This is a genomic window from Pseudomonas sp. GL-R-19 (assembly GCF_019956375.1).
Classification (GTDB): Bacteria; Pseudomonadota; Gammaproteobacteria; order Pseudomonadales; family Pseudomonadaceae; genus Aquipseudomonas.
On record NZ_JAHBDJ010000092.1, the window covers coordinates 21,839 to 35,996 of the forward strand.

12 protein-coding genes are annotated in these 14,158 nt (G+C 60.3%); 9 read left to right on the forward strand and 3 right to left on the reverse strand.

What is annotated here, in order from left to right:
* Window positions 1-76 precede the first annotated feature (76 nt).
* The 4 genes from KGA83_RS28975 (at window position 77) to KGA83_RS28990 (ending at window position 4,668) form a co-directional block, all read left to right on the forward strand.
* A complete protein-coding gene (locus KGA83_RS28975; RefSeq protein ID WP_108217096.1) occupies window positions 77-1,153 on the forward strand; it encodes a putative 2-aminoethylphosphonate ABC transporter ATP-binding protein in 1,077 nt (358 codons plus the stop codon).
* Entirely contained in the window at window positions 1,153-2,877 is a 1,725-nt protein-coding gene (locus tag KGA83_RS28980; RefSeq protein ID WP_223531455.1) for a putative 2-aminoethylphosphonate ABC transporter permease subunit, read from the forward strand. Before KGA83_RS28975 ends, KGA83_RS28980 begins: the two co-directional genes overlap by 1 nt.
* A 39-nt stretch (window positions 2,878-2,916) precedes the next feature.
* On the forward strand, window positions 2,917-3,942 hold the full coding sequence (locus KGA83_RS28985) for a putative 2-aminoethylphosphonate ABC transporter substrate-binding protein (protein ID WP_108217094.1): 1,026 nt from the start codon (window positions 2,917-2,919) through the stop codon (window positions 3,940-3,942).
* A 168-nt stretch (window positions 3,943-4,110) separates the two neighbouring features.
* Complete coding sequence (locus KGA83_RS28990) at window positions 4,111-4,668, forward strand: phosphonate degradation HD-domain oxygenase (RefSeq protein ID WP_108217093.1); 558 nt, start codon at window positions 4,111-4,113, stop codon at window positions 4,666-4,668.
* 132 nt (window positions 4,669-4,800) lie between these two features.
* On the opposite strand, the gene KGA83_RS28995 is transcribed toward KGA83_RS28990, so the two are convergent.
* The gene (locus tag KGA83_RS28995; RefSeq protein ID WP_223531456.1) at window positions 4,801-6,177 is read right to left on the reverse strand and encodes a GTPase/DUF3482 domain-containing protein; all 1,377 of its coding nucleotides are present in this window, start codon (window positions 6,175-6,177) and stop codon (window positions 4,801-4,803) included.
* Window positions 6,170-7,540, reverse strand: coding sequence for a DUF2868 domain-containing protein (locus KGA83_RS29000; protein WP_223531457.1), 1,371 nt, complete (start codon window positions 7,538-7,540; stop codon window positions 6,170-6,172). The genes KGA83_RS28995 and KGA83_RS29000 overlap by 8 nt, the downstream gene beginning before the upstream one ends.
* Before the next feature lie 85 nt (window positions 7,541-7,625).
* Here KGA83_RS29000 and KGA83_RS29005 point away from each other — a divergent pair, with 85 nt between their 5' ends.
* On the forward strand, window positions 7,626-8,138 hold the full coding sequence (locus KGA83_RS29005) for a dihydrofolate reductase (RefSeq protein WP_223531458.1): 513 nt from the start codon (window positions 7,626-7,628) through the stop codon (window positions 8,136-8,138).
* 99 nt (window positions 8,139-8,237) lie between these two features.
* On the opposite strand, the gene KGA83_RS29010 is transcribed toward KGA83_RS29005, so the two are convergent.
* Entirely contained in the window at window positions 8,238-9,629 is a 1,392-nt protein-coding gene (locus KGA83_RS29010; protein ID WP_223531459.1) for an L-cystine transporter, read from the reverse strand.
* A 240-nt stretch (window positions 9,630-9,869) separates the two neighbouring features.
* On the opposite strand from KGA83_RS29010, the gene KGA83_RS29015 reads away from it, so the two are divergent.
* From KGA83_RS29015 to KGA83_RS29030, 4 genes are all read left to right on the forward strand, one after another.
* A complete protein-coding gene (locus KGA83_RS29015) occupies window positions 9,870-10,925 on the forward strand; it encodes a phosphorylcholine phosphatase (protein WP_108217087.1) in 1,056 nt (351 codons plus the stop codon).
* 553 nt (window positions 10,926-11,478) lie between these two features.
* On the forward strand, window positions 11,479-11,766 hold the full coding sequence (locus tag KGA83_RS29020; RefSeq protein WP_108217086.1) for a DUF6124 family protein: 288 nt from the start codon (window positions 11,479-11,481) through the stop codon (window positions 11,764-11,766).
* 186 nt (window positions 11,767-11,952) lie between these two features.
* A complete protein-coding gene (locus tag KGA83_RS29025) occupies window positions 11,953-13,428 on the forward strand; it encodes a PAAR domain-containing protein (RefSeq protein WP_223531460.1) in 1,476 nt (491 codons plus the stop codon).
* Entirely contained in the window at window positions 13,425-14,042 is a 618-nt protein-coding gene (locus tag KGA83_RS29030) for a hypothetical protein (protein WP_223531461.1), read from the forward strand. The genes KGA83_RS29025 and KGA83_RS29030 overlap by 4 nt, the downstream gene beginning before the upstream one ends.
* The last annotated feature ends 116 nt before the right edge of the window (window positions 14,043-14,158 follow it).

Here is a 14,158-nt window from a genome sequence, read left to right on the forward strand (position 1 = left end):
GCGGTTTTTGCCTTACTGCCACATGACGGACTCATTACAACTCTAGGATGGCCCATCTGCCAGATGAGGTCCGTCCATGAACAACCCTATCGCAACTGCCCTGACCAACCCCGGCGCACCGATGAAAGTGTGCGGCGTACAGAAGCGTTTTGGCGCCTTCACGGCGCTGGATAACGTTTCCCTCGACGTGGCGGCCGGTGAGCTGGTGTGTCTGCTCGGTCCTTCGGGCTGTGGCAAGACCACCTTGCTGCGCTGCATCGCCGGTCTGGAAAAGCAGGACAGCGGCGAGTTGTACCTGGGTGATCGCAACGTTTCCCACCTCGCACCCCAGGCGCGGGACTACGGCATTCTGTTCCAGTCCTACGCGTTGTTTCCCAATCTCACCGTCGAAGCGAACATTGCCTACGGCCTCGCCAGCAATGGCCGCGACCAGATTCGCCAACGTGTCGGTCAGATGCTGGAACTGGTCGGCCTGACCGGCAGCGAGAAAAAATACCCGGGCCAGCTGTCTGGCGGTCAGCAGCAACGTGTGGCACTGGCCCGCGCTCTGGCGCCTGCGCCTTCGTTGTTGTTGCTGGACGAACCGATGTCGGCCCTCGATGCCCGGGTACGCGAGCATCTGTGCACCGAACTGCGCCAGCTGCAACGCAACCTCGGCATCACCACCCTGATGGTCACCCACAATCAGGACGAGGCCATGCTGATGGCCGACCGTATCGCCGTGATGAACAACGGCAAGGTCGAGCAGTACGCCACGCCGCTGGAAATCTACAATCGCCCGGCCACGCCATTCGTGGCGGAGTTCGTCGGCCAGGGTAACTGGTTGCCGTTCCAGCGCAGCAGCGACAGCCACGCTCAGGTCGGTGCAATGAGCATGCGACTGGCCGATGGCGGCGCCAAGGCCGCGTCGGGCCGTTTGTTCTGCCGTCCGGAAGCGATCAACGTCAACCCGCTGGTGCATGAGGAAAACCTGTTCCCGGCCAAGGTTCGTGAAATCACCTTCCTCGGCAACCGCTGCCGCATGAGCTTCGAACTCGATCAATTGCCGGGCCACGCGCTGTTGGCGGAACTGGCGCCGGAAGCCATGCCGCGCCTTGGCGCCCAGCAGATCATGGTCGCCTTGCCGCCGCGCAGCCTGCAGGTGTTTGCCTGATGAGCGCGAACATCGCGCTGCCGCTGCCGCAAAAGCAGGTTCGGCAGACCACCCGCGCCGAGATCGGTGACCGGTTGTTCGTGCTCGGTGGCAAAGTCCTCATGCTGGTGTTGTTGGGGGTTGCCGTATTGATGCCGTTGCTGGCGATCTTCTGGCAGGGTTTCAGCACTGAGGCTGGGCAGGGCGGTGGCTGGGTCGCAGCGAAAGAGCTGGTGACCAGCGAGAACTTCCACTGGTTGCTCGGTAACAGTCTGAAAGTTTCCCTCAGCGTCGCAGCCATCGTCGTACCGTTGGCCTACCTGTTTGCCTACGCCCTGCAACGCACCTTGATTCCGGCCAAAGGCATCTGGCGTGGCATTTCGCTGCTGCCATTGATGGCACCATCGATGCTGCCCGGCATCGCGCTGGTTTATCTGTTCGGCAACCAGGGCATGCTGCGTGGCCTGCTCTCGGACAACATCTACGGCTTCTGGGGCATTGTGCTCGGCGAAGTCATCTACACCTTCCCCCACGCCTTGATGATTCTGCTGTCGGCCCTGTCCCTGGCCGATGCGCGGCTGTTCGATGCCGCCTCCAGCATGGGCGCAAGTCCTGCGAAAGCTTTCCGCAGCATCACCTGGCCGGCGACCCGTCAGGCTGTGTTCGCCGCGTTCTGCCTGGTGTTCACCCTGACCATCACCGATTTCGGTGTGCCGGTGGTGGTCGGTGGCGACTATCAAGTGCTGGCGCTGGAAGCCTACAAAGCCGTGGTCGGCCAGCAACAGTTCGGTCGCGGTGCGTTGATCGGCATGGTGTTGCTGCTGCCGGCGCTATTCAGTTTCGGCGTCGATGCCTGGTTGCGTCGGCGCCACGGCGACTCCATGAGCGGTCGCGCCCAAGTGTTCAAGCCCGCGCCGTCGAAGCTGCGCGACGGCTGCTACCTGGCCATCGTCCTGCTGATCTGCACCGCGTTGCTGCTGGTATTCGGCATGGCGGTGTTCTCGTCCCTGGTGAAGTTCTGGCCGTACAACCTGTCGCTGTCGCTCAACCATTACCAGTTCAATGAAACCGCCGGCGGTGGCTGGCTGGCCTATGGCAACAGCCTGGAGATGGCCTTGGGCACCGCACTGATCGGCTCCATGCTGATCTTCACTGGCGCCTACCTGATGGAAAAAACCAGGGGCCAGCGTGGTCTTAACCTGACCTTGCGCATGCTCAGTTTCGTACCGATGGCGGTGCCAGGCCTGGTGTTGGGGTTGGGTTACGTCTTCTTTTTCAACCTGACCGGCAACCCGCTGCACGTGCTTTACGGCAGCATGACGCTGCTGATCGTCTGCACCATTGCGCACTATTTGACCACCGCGCAAATGACCGCCACCACCGCGCTGCGTCAACTCGATGCCGAGTTCGAAGCCGCCGCGCTGTCGCTCAAGGCGCCGCTGTACCGCCACTACCTGCGAGTCACCGTGCCGATCTGCCTGCCGGCGTTGCTGGACATCGTGCGCTACCTGTTCGTCTCGGCCATGACCACCGTTTCGGCGGCGATCTTCCTCTACAGCCCCGACACCATCCTCGCGGCAGTGGCGGTGCTGAACATGGACGACGCCGGCAACGTCGGCGGCGCGGCGGCGATGTCGACCCTGATTCTGTTCACCTCGGCGGGCGTGTCCCTGCTGCTGGCCTGGGCCTCGCGCGGTTTGCTGCGCCGCTCCCAGGCCTGGCGGCAGACCGCGCCCGGTCATTGAATCTGCACAACCCCTCAACTCAAAAAACAGGAAAAGATCATGTTCAAGCCTATGGCCCTGGCCGCTGCTGTTCTCACCGCTTTCAGCCTGAACGCCTTCGCGGCGAAAACCGAGTTGACGGTGTACACCGCCCTCGAAGCCGAACAACTGAAGACCTATAAAGAAGCTTTTGAAAAGGCCAACCCGGACGTCGAAATCAAATGGGTGCGTGATTCCACCGGCATCATCACCGCCAAACTGCTGGCCGAAAAAGCCCGTCCACAGGCGGACGCTGTGTGGGGCCTGGCCGCTTCCAGTCTGGCTATTCTCGATCAGCAAGGCATGCTGCAAAGCTACGCACCGAAAGACCTGGCCAAGATCGGCGCCAACTACCGCGACGCCACCAACCCGCCAGCCTGGGTCGGCATGGACGTCTGGGCCGCGACTATTTGCTTCAACACCGTCGAAGCCGAAAAGCAGGGCCTGACCAAACCCGTGAGCTGGCAGGACCTGACCAAGCCTGAGTACAAAGGCAAGATCGTCATGCCGAACCCGGCATCGTCTGGCACCGGTTTCCTCGACGTCAGCGCCTGGCTGCAAACCTTCGGCGAGAAGCAGGGCTGGGCCTACATGGACGGCCTGCACCAGAACATCGGCCAGTACGTTCACTCCGGTTCCAAACCTTGCAAACTGGCCGCCGCCGGTGAATTCCCGATCGGTATTTCCTTCGAATACCCGGCCGTTCAACTGAAGCGCCAGGGCGCACCGCTGGACATCATCCTGCCGAAGGAAGGCCTGGGCTGGGAGATCGAAGCGACTGCCGTGATCAAGGGCACTGCCCACGAAGACGCGGCGAAGAAACTGGCTGATTACTCCGCGAGCCCTGAGGCAATGGAGCTCTATAAAGAAAACTTTGCCGTACTCGCCCAGCCTGGCATCGCCAAGCCACAGACTGAACTGCCAGCCGACTACGAACAGCGCCTGATCAAGAACGACTTCGCCTGGGCTTCGAAGAACCGCGACGAAATCCTGACCGAATGGCGCAAGCGCTATGACGGCAAATCCGAGAAAGTGGCGGCCAAGTAAGATCTTTATCGACTGACAGGGCCTCTTCGGGGGCCTTGAGTTCAGGGCACCTTTAGATGACGCAACACAACGACATGCTGATCAGCCCGACGCCCTATGGCGAGCTGATCATTGGCGATTCGCACCATTACGGTAGCGATCCGTCGCTACGGTACTGGAGGAAATCTGATGGAGCGCAATAAGCAAGTGATTGCCGAGGCGTTCGGTTTGTACGAGCGCTTTGGCGACAGCGACTACATCGGTGAGCCGGTGTCGCAGATCGAGCACATGTCCCAGGCGGCGCAATTGGCCATGGCCGAAGGCTTCGACGATGAAGTGGTGCTGGCGGCGTTCTTTCATGACATCGGGCATATCTGCACTGAAAGCGCGGAGAACATGGGCGGCTTCGGTGTGGTCAGTCATGAGCGCCTGGGTGCGGATTATCTGCGCCGCGCCGGATTCAGCGAGCGTATGGCGCGGCTGGTCGAACACCACGTACAGGCCAAGCGTTATCTGACGCTCAAGGAGACGGGATACTACGAGTGCCTGAGCGAAGCCAGCCGCCGGACCCTGGAATATCAGGGCGGGGTGATGACGGCTGAAGAGGCCGAGGCGTTCGAGCAGGACCCGCTGTGTGCCGTGAGTTTGCGCATGCGCCAGTGGGATGAGCTGGCGAAAGAGATGCATGTGCCGGTGATTGATCTGGCGGTGTTGAAGGACAAGGCGGTGCGGTTGTTGGCTGCATAAAGCCTGTGATACCGAGTTGCTGCCATCGCGAGCAGGCTCACTCCCACATTGGATCTGTGGTCGACACAAATCCCCTGTAGGAGCGAGCCTGCTCGCGATGGCGTCAGTCCGGCCAAAGCAAGTGTTCTGTCTCTACAGCTGCTGTGCCAGAGCCTCGATCTGCTCCTGCCGCTCCGCCTGATTCAATTTGGAATGAGGATTGAGCGACGACCACTGCGGATGCGCCCGCGCCTTGTTCAGCGCTTCGGGCAGTTTGCCTTCGCGCCAACTCTTGTCCTGTGGCGTGGCGACCTGGATGCTGTCCATCGCCGCGTGCCCGCGGGCATTGAGCGCTTGCAGCAATTGCCGCTGGCGCAGTGCCAACAGCCGCAGCACGTTGCCGTCCATCGTCAGTTCGCGTTGGCCCTTCACCTTGCCGAGCAAGCGGCTGCCGTAACTGCGCGCGGTTTGCAGTGCGCCGCCGGCGATGGCACCGGCCAGAGCGGCAGCGCCGAGGGTAATGCCGCCCACCAGCAAATCGACCCCAGCCCCTGCAGCAGCCCCCGCCGCGATCCCGCCACCGACGCGCACGCCCAGTTGCTTGAGGGTTTCCGGGTTGAACAGGTCATCGCCCCAACGGCCGTCGAGCAACGGCAACTCACTGGCCGCGGCATCCTGTGGGCGGAAAGCGTAGAGCTTGAGCAGGGCCTCGACGCAACGCTGCTCCCGTTGCCGCACGGCCTTGCGCAGTTCGCTGATCGCCTGTCGTTCCTGTTCGTCATCACTGACCACGCTGCGTCGGCAGGCCGCGCAATCGATCAATAATTCGGCAATCAACCGCACCGCACTTTGCTGGCGGGCCAAACGCTGGGCTTGCTGATCGCAAATCAGGCGTTCCAGTTGTGGCCGGGCAGACTCCAGTAACAGGGCGAGACTTTCATAGAGCCGACGCTCGCCATCCTCCGGCGGCGCGACGCTGTCGAAGCGCACCAACGCATGCAATCCCAGCCGCGCCAGCGCTTCACGCCATGCCGGCTCGCGGTGGTTGGCGCTGCTGACGAAGTTCAGCACCGGCAGCAAGGGTTTGCCGCAATTGGCCAGTACTTCCAGCTCGTCGCGATACTTGGCCAGCACCGGCTCCCGGGCGTCGATCACATAGAGCCCGGCGTCCGACGCCAGCAACTGGCGCAGCACCTTGGCCTCCTGTTCGAAGCGTTGCCGGGCTTCGCTACCATCGAGGAAGCGCGCCAGACGTGCCGGGCCGTCGAGGCGTTCACCGGGACGCTCCAGGCGTTCGAGGTAATCGAGCAGGGCGATGGCGTCTTCCAGTCCGGGGGTGTCATAGAGATCGAGCAACGGCTCGCCGTCCACCGACAACCGTGCGCCCTCGACATGCCGCGTGGTGCTGGGGCGATGGGACACTTCACCGAAGCCGACGTCGCGAGTCAGGGTACGCAGCAACGAGGTTTTGCCGACATTGGTGTGGCCGACCACGGCGAGTTTCAGAGGCTGTTTCCAGGTGTCAGTCATGACCTGTCTCCAGCCAGTTCATCGGTGCACAATCGGCAAACGGCAGCTCAAGCTGTTGCAGCGCCACGTGCCAGTCGCCCAGGCGTTCGGCGTCCAGCGCTTCACCGGGAGGCGCCTGCAACAACCACACGCGGGTGGCGCTGGCGCTGCGGGCCAGTTCGGCAATCAAGGCCAGACTGCCGCGATCCGGCGAGCGCCGTGGATCGCAGGCGATGGCCAGGCGCGCCGGGGGGAAACGGCTCAATTGTTCGAGGAGTTTGTGTCGCGATTCGCGGCTGTCGAGGATGCCGGCGTTGCTCACGTTTTTCGGCAATTGCGGTGGCCACGGGCGCTGGTCGTCCAGCTCGATGGCGACCAGTAACGCACCGTCGCTTTGCTGTTCAGTCACGCCGCTTTCCACGCGATGCAGCTGCGCGGGTGCGATATCGCTGACGCCGAGGCGCTCGCTGGTGGGCATCAAGCGTTCGCGCAGTTGTGCGTAACCGGGCAGGTTCAAATCCAGACGCAGTGCCGTTTGCCCGGTATTCCAGCGCCACAGGCAAAACAGCGCCAGCAGCAGGCGCGGCACAACACCGTAGACCAGCAAGACGCCGACCAGCCACGCGGCCCAGGCCTGACGGGCACTTTCGATGTTCAGAGCGGCATCGCCACTGGCGCGGATCATTTCCTCGGTCGGCACGCTGAAGCCAAACAGGGCCGGCAATGTACCAAGCGCCTGGGTCACGGCAATAAAGGTGTCGGCACTGAGGATCGTGGTTTCCCAGACGAAGCCGTAGCGCCGGGTCGCCATCAACATCAGCAGGATCACCAAAGCGCTGAGCATCGCCAGCAACCACAGGCTGTTGACCAGCACACCGATGGCCAAGCGATTGAGTTTCCGGCGTTGCAGCAACAGAAGCAGGGCCGGTGCCAGTTGTGCGGCTTTGGCGTCCCGGGCGAGCTTTTCGCTAAGCCACAGCCACAGGCGTGCGAGGCTGGCGCCTTGTTCACCGGCGAACACCAGGCCCAAGGCCCAGCTCAGCAGCAGGATCAGATTGAGCCCGAGCAGGCTGCCCAAGGCCCAGAACACATTCACCGGGTGCAGGCCGTCGCCCAGTGCAGCAAAGGCCAGGCCGGCGCCGCTGATCACGGCCAGCACCGCCATGACGATCAGCGCCAGTCGTGCGCTTTGCAGCCAGTGTTTGAGGGCCGCAGCCAGGCCATCGCGTTCAGCCAGCCACAGGGCCCGGCGTTGAATGCGCGACGGCAAATCGCCGCCGGCGCTGCGGGCCAGTCGGTTGGCTTCAAGGTCTTCCAGGGGACCTGCGTGTTCTTCGCGCAGTCGAATGGTTTCTGTCAGCCAGAGGGTATTGAGTTCAGTCACGCGGCATCCCGTCGCTTAATTGAGCTGTGAGCATAACCGCTGTGGCGCTTATCGGCGAAAGCCCGGCTCTGCTATCCTCGCCGGCATGACTAAATCACTCCCCCTCAGCCTGATCGCAGCCCTCGGTGAAAACCGCGTGATCGGCGTCGACAACAGCATGCCCTGGCACCTGCCGGGGGACTTCAAATACTTCAAGGCCACCACCCTCGGCAAGCCGATCATCATGGGGCGCAAGACTTGGGATTCTCTGGGTCGCCCATTGCCCGGCCGCTTGAACATCGTGGTCAGCCGTCAGACGGATCTGGTGCTGGAAGGCGCGGAGGTTTATCCGTCGCTGGAAGCCGCCGTCGTTCGCGCCGAAGCATGGGCGAAGGAGCAGGGCGTTGATGAGCTGATGCTGATTGGTGGTGCGCAGTTGTATGCGCAAGGGTTGGCGCAGGCCGATCGCTTGTACCTGACCCGCGTGGCGCTGAGCCCGGAAGGGGATGCATGGTTTCCGGCGTTTGATTTGACCCAGTGGAAACTGGTGTCCAACATCGAAAATCCGGCGGCGGAAGACAAGCCCGCATACAACTTCGAAGTCTGGGAAAAAATCTAAAAGCATCGCGAGCAGGCTCACTCCTACAGGGGATTTGTGTCGATCACAGATCCAATGTAGGAGCGAGCCTGCTCGCGATAGCGGTCTGTCAGACGCTACTCAAGCCTGCGCCAACGCCGAATGCTCATCCGCATCCAGCAATGCCTTATCGGTCTGCTGCATCACCTGACTGGTAATCGCCCCCGCCGTCATCGAACCACTGACGTTCAACGCCGTACGCCCCATATCAATCAGCGGCTCGACCGAAATCAGCAACGCCACCAGTGACACCGGCAAGCCCATCGCCGGCAGCACGATCAACGCCGCAAACGTCGCACCGCCGCCAACCCCGGCCACACCGGCCGAACTCAGCGTGACAATCGCCACCAGCGTTGCGATCCACAGCGGGTCCAGCGGATTGATGCCCACGGTTGGCGCCACCATTACCGCCAACATCGCCGGGTACAGGCCGGCACAACCGTTCTGGCCAATGGTCGCGCCGAACGAAGCGGCGAAGCTGGCGATGGACTGCGGGATACCCAAACGACTGGTCTGCGCCTCGATGCTCAGCGGAATCGTCGCAGCGCTCGAACGGCTGGTGAAAGCAAACGTCAGCACCGGCCAGATCTTGCGGAAGAAGCGCAGTGGATTGATCCCGGCAGCCGACACCAGCACGCCATGCACCACGAACATCAGGCCCAGGCCGATGTAGGACACCACGACAAAACTGCCGAGCTTGATGATGTCTTGCAGGTTGGAGCCGGCGACCACTTTGGTCATCAGCGCCAGCACGCCGTACGGGGTCAGCTTCATCACCAGACGCACCAGTCGCATGACCCAGGCTTGCAGGGTGTCGATGGCGTTGATCACTTTCTGACCTTTCTCGGCATCATCCTTGAGCAATTGCAGGGCCGCGACACCCAGGAACGCGGCGAAGATCACCACGCTGATGATCGAGGTCGGCTTGGCCCGTGCCAGATCAGCAAACGGGTTCTGCGGGATGAAGGACAGCAGCAACTGCGGCACGTTAAGGTCGGCGACTTTGCCTGCGTAATCGGTCTGAATGGTTTGCAGGCGCGCCATTTCCTGGGTGCCGGCCACCAGGCCTTCAGCGGTCAGACCGAACAGGTTGGTCAGGCCGATGCCGATCAGCGCTGCAATGGCGGTGGTGAACAGCAGCGTGCCGATGGTCAGGAAGCTGATCTTGCCCAGAGACGAAGCGTTGTGCAGACGGGCCACGGCGCTGAGGATCGAGGCGAATACCAGCGGGATCACGATCATTTGCAGCAGCTGCACATAACCGTTGCCTACCAGATCGAACCAGCCGATCGAGGCTTTCAGCACCGGGTTGCCAGCACCGTAGACAGTGTGCAGGACCACGCCGAACGCTACGCCCAGCACCAGTGCGAGCAGGACTTTTTTCGCCAGGCTCCAAGTGGTGTGGCGGGTTTGCGCCAGGCCCAGGAGCAGGGCGAGGAACACCAGCAGATTGAGGATCAGCGGCAGATTCATTGGAACTCCCATTAGACTTTTGCCAACTGCCTTCCGGGGCAGCTGCGAACGGGCAAGCCTAACAGCTTGAAAAATAATGAATTAATATCAAAAACGCATGGTATTCGTCGCTTTTGGAATAAGCGGATGTCGCTGTCAGAAATGCAACTGGCGCGAAAGGGACGTGGGCGGTCGCTGACAGACGAGGACTGTCACACTTATTTGTTAGCGTCGATCTCTTTCATTCAGGGAGAAACGCAGATGAAATTAGCACCGAAACTACTGGCCGCAGCACTTTGCCTCGGCCTCGCCGGCCAGGTTCTCGCAACGGATCTGAAACACTGGCCGGCCGATCAGGCCAAGGCGCTGGACGCGATGATCGCCGCCAACGCCAACAAGGGTAACTACGCGGTGTTCGACATGGACAACACCAGTTACCGCTACGACCTGGAAGAGTCGTTGCTGCCGTTCATGGAGAACAAGGGCCTGATCACCCGCGACAAGCTCGACCCCTCCCTGAAGCTGATGCCGTTCAAGGACACCGCCGACCACAAGGAAAGCCTGTTCAGCTACTACTACCGCCTCTGCGAAGTCGACGACATGGTTTGCTATCCATGGGTCGCCCAAGTGTTCTCCGGCTTCACGCTCAAGGAACTCAAGGGCTATGTCGACGAGATGATGGCGTCTGGCAAACCGGTGCCGGCCACTTATTACGAAGGCGATGTGGTCAAGAAACTCGACGTCAATCCGCCGAAAATCTTCACCGGCCAGCAAGAGCTGTACAACAAACTGATGGAGAACGGCATCGAGGTCTACGTGATGACCGCCGCCTCCGAAGAACTGGTGCGCATGGTCGCGGCCGATCCCAAGTACGGCTACAACGTCAAACCGCAAAACGTGATCGGCGTGTCGCTGCTGCTCAAGGACCCGAAGACTGGCGAACTGACCACCGCGCGCAAGCAGGTCACCGCCGGCAAATATGACGAGAAGGCCAACCTCGGCCTGGAACTGACCCCGTACCTGTGGACCCCGGCGACCTGGATGGCCGGCAAGCAGGCGGCGATCCTGACCTACATCGACGAGTGGAAAAAACCGGTGCTGGTGGGCGGCGATACTCCGAGCAGCGACGGCTACATGCTGTTCCACAGTGTTGACGTGGCCAAGGGCGGCATCCACCTGTGGGTCAACCGCAAGGACAAGTACATGACCCAGATCAACGGCATGATGGCCAAGAATGCCGCGGCCCAGACCAAGGAAGGCTTGACCGTGACTGCCGACAAGAACTGGGTGATCGTCAAGCCTGAAGAAATCCAGTAAACCGGGTTGCAATTACTGTAGGAGCGAGCTTGCTCGCGATGGTCGTTAACGATGACGCGTGCTTTCTGGTGCAGCGCGTCGTCCTTGCATCCATCGCGAGCAAGCTCGCTCCTACAAAGATCTCGGGTAAAGCACAAATTGTGTGAGCACTCAGGACCCCTGTGGGAGCGGGCTTGCCCGCGATGGGGCCAATCGGTGCAATGAAAGACTCCGCTTGAACGACATCTCCTTACAGTCGCAACCTACGCATTCTTGCGTAAGGGACTACGACTGCGCCAGAATCCGCCGGCTTGTGCACCTTACTCCCGGACTCTACCGTCTACCTGTCGCTGAACATCAGTGATCGGGTTTGGTAGCCCGGCTGTGTAGGGTGCAAAGCATCATGATTTGCAGACGTTCTTACGTCTCTGCTTTTTATGGTGGTCATGCACAGGGCGTTTTCGGGCGCGCCGGTTTCCTTACACCCCGGTCTACCAACCTGCGCATGGCCGCCACCTTTCGTTTGGTAGCGAGGGTGATGGCTCCTTGTCTTATGGTGTAAGGAGTTTTATCTATGCTGAAAATTACCCCCGATCCCCCAAATACCGACAACCTCTGCGCCCACATCAACACCAGCCCGCGCAAACCCAGCCGAACATTCTTGATCGCCCCCGGCCTCGACACCGAAACCCTGTTGGCCCACGCCTGCGAATCACTCGCCTCGGCCAATGTCATGGCCAGCGATTTCGCCGGCCTGCTGGAAGGCTCGCAACGCAGCACAATGCTGGGGATTGCGCAGGTCATCATGCTGGGCGAGCTGGCGGTGAATCAGGCACTGGATAACCTCGACCCGCAGGATTAACGCTCGCAAAAAATGCCCCGCACTTGGCGGGGCATTTTCATGTTCGACGGTTAACGCCAGCACACCGACGTCCATATCCAGTCTCATTTCAGAATTAACCTACATCAATCAAGGAAGCGTCTGATTTTTCCTCCACTTCGCATCTTCTAGCGTGCGTCCTTTCGATCTGACAAGGACACATTTCGCATGAAGCGCTATCACATCACTGTCGGTGCTAGAACCACCGTCGGTGGCACCGTGCGTACGGGCTATCAGTACAGCACCATCGAAGACCAGGCCATGGCCCGCGAAGGTGATGAAGTCTATTGCCCGAAGTGCGACGGCATCGGTGTGATTGTCCTCGACGGCCCGCACTTGGTGGATGAGATGGACGGCCGCCAGGCTGCCTTGGACAACGATCTCTGCAGATGCAAATGCGACCCGCCACCCAGGTTGATTGCTAACCAGACACTCCGTTCTCAACAGTTCGACGATGTGCAGGTCGCCTCGGGGACAAGAGCCGCCGCCCAATCTGCCGCGCCGTCTGCAACCAGTCCCGCGCGAGCGGCACCGGGTCCCTCTGGTCTTGCACCTGCCGCAAGCCCCGCGACACCGTCTTTCGGCGATTTACCGGGGCCGGTTTGCGAGAACTTGTGGCGCGGCTACCAGCAAAGAGCCGAGGCCATCGTGGCACCGGGTGGCATCTTGATTGCCGACCCAAAGGCGCGTAATCGCGCGATCAATGCGGCGTACGCCCGATGGTGGCTGGAGGATCAGCGCTTTCAATGGGCCGGTCTTGCGGCGTTCGCTTCCAAGCAGGTGGGCTGTGGGTTGTTGCATGCTGCGGAATCGATCGAAAAGATCGATGCGGAAAAGGAGGCAAAACAACGACGGGTGGAGGCGCACAGGAAAAAGCCCGCTGGCTTGTTCGGCTGGTTCAGCAAGAGTGAAAGGCAGGCCACAGCACGGGACCTTGAGCAGGCAGAACGGGATTACGAGCAGGCCCGCCGCAACAATCCGACGTGGTGGCTCGACGTGCGGAGCCCGAACGAACCGTTGTCGCTCGTGCAGAAGCAACTTCAGTACGTTCACGACATGCTGGCGATGGGGAATACCACGCTGTTTCTGGATGTGTTTCCGCTGCATGCGTTTTACAAGGAGCGTGGGTTGTTCGCGCTCAAAACCTGCCTGGAATCACGTCAAAAAATTTATGGCCACGATCAGTATCCAGTCCTGTGGCCGATTGAGCAGGAGAGGTTGAGATTCGGTGTTGATCACAAGGAAATCCTGCAAGCCTTCGAAGCCATGGATGCAGGCAATATCGTCGAAAGCGTTGTGTTTCTTGCCGAGCATGAACAGAAGAACATCCTGCAACCAGCGATGTACAGCAACGAGCAATTGGTACGTTTGCTACGTAGTAACCATTTCTTCTATGTCACGAATGTCCCCTCCGGTGCTGCGGCAGCGGTCGAGCTGACTCTGGCCAGCCAGTGTCATCCAAGCGAAGACGGGCGCACCGTGGGCTTCAGCAATGATTACTTTGCCAACCTGGCCGATATCCATCAGCGCATGCCTTTCGTACTCAAGGCCGCGGCGCAATTTGATGAGCTGCTACGACGCTCTGATCGCCACCTGATCGAACAGGCGATCCTGGACATTGCCGCAGGCCGGGGCGTGCGATGAGTCTGCTACGACGAATAGATTGGCAACGCAAGGTTTTGGCAATCGTAGTCGCGGTTCTGTTGATCGTGGCGATGGTTCGAGCGCTTTCGGACGAGCCTGTGATCGCGCTGATGATTGGCGAGCCTTGGGAAGCCATGCGTCAGCGCTCCAGCGCGGTTATCGCTCCGGCTTTTCCTGGATACTCTTGGTTCAACATGCCCAAGTCTGATGCGCGCCTACGTTTTATCGACCCTCAACTCGGATTTGAGACCCCGCTAGCTCGCTTTTTCACGGTTAGTTTCGATAAGGATGGGTTAGTCAGCAGTGTCCGTATGTCCCCGCAGATAGAGCCGCTATTGCTCGACGACACGCTCAAAGTCCTGTTGGGTCTGCAGGAGCAATGGCGTCAAGGCGGTTGGACACCAATCCGGCTCAATGACTTTCCGTCATTCGCCGATACTCCTCAATGGCGTGCCCGATTACGAGATGTAAACACTGGCGGCACTGCTTACTGGCGAGCTGACGACAAATATCAGGTACTGCTGGGGGTTAATCGCTTCAGGGACGATAAGCGTCCCACAGAAGAGCGCTATCTCATCACGTTGCAGCTTGCCACGCCCTGGGGAAGCCCATGACCCAATGGTCGCGACAATGGTTCGGACCCAGCCATAGTTAACGGCTTGTGAAATTTAAAACATCTGTAAGCCCGAGAGTTTATTCAGTTCAACGAATTAATTTAATGGAGTAGGTA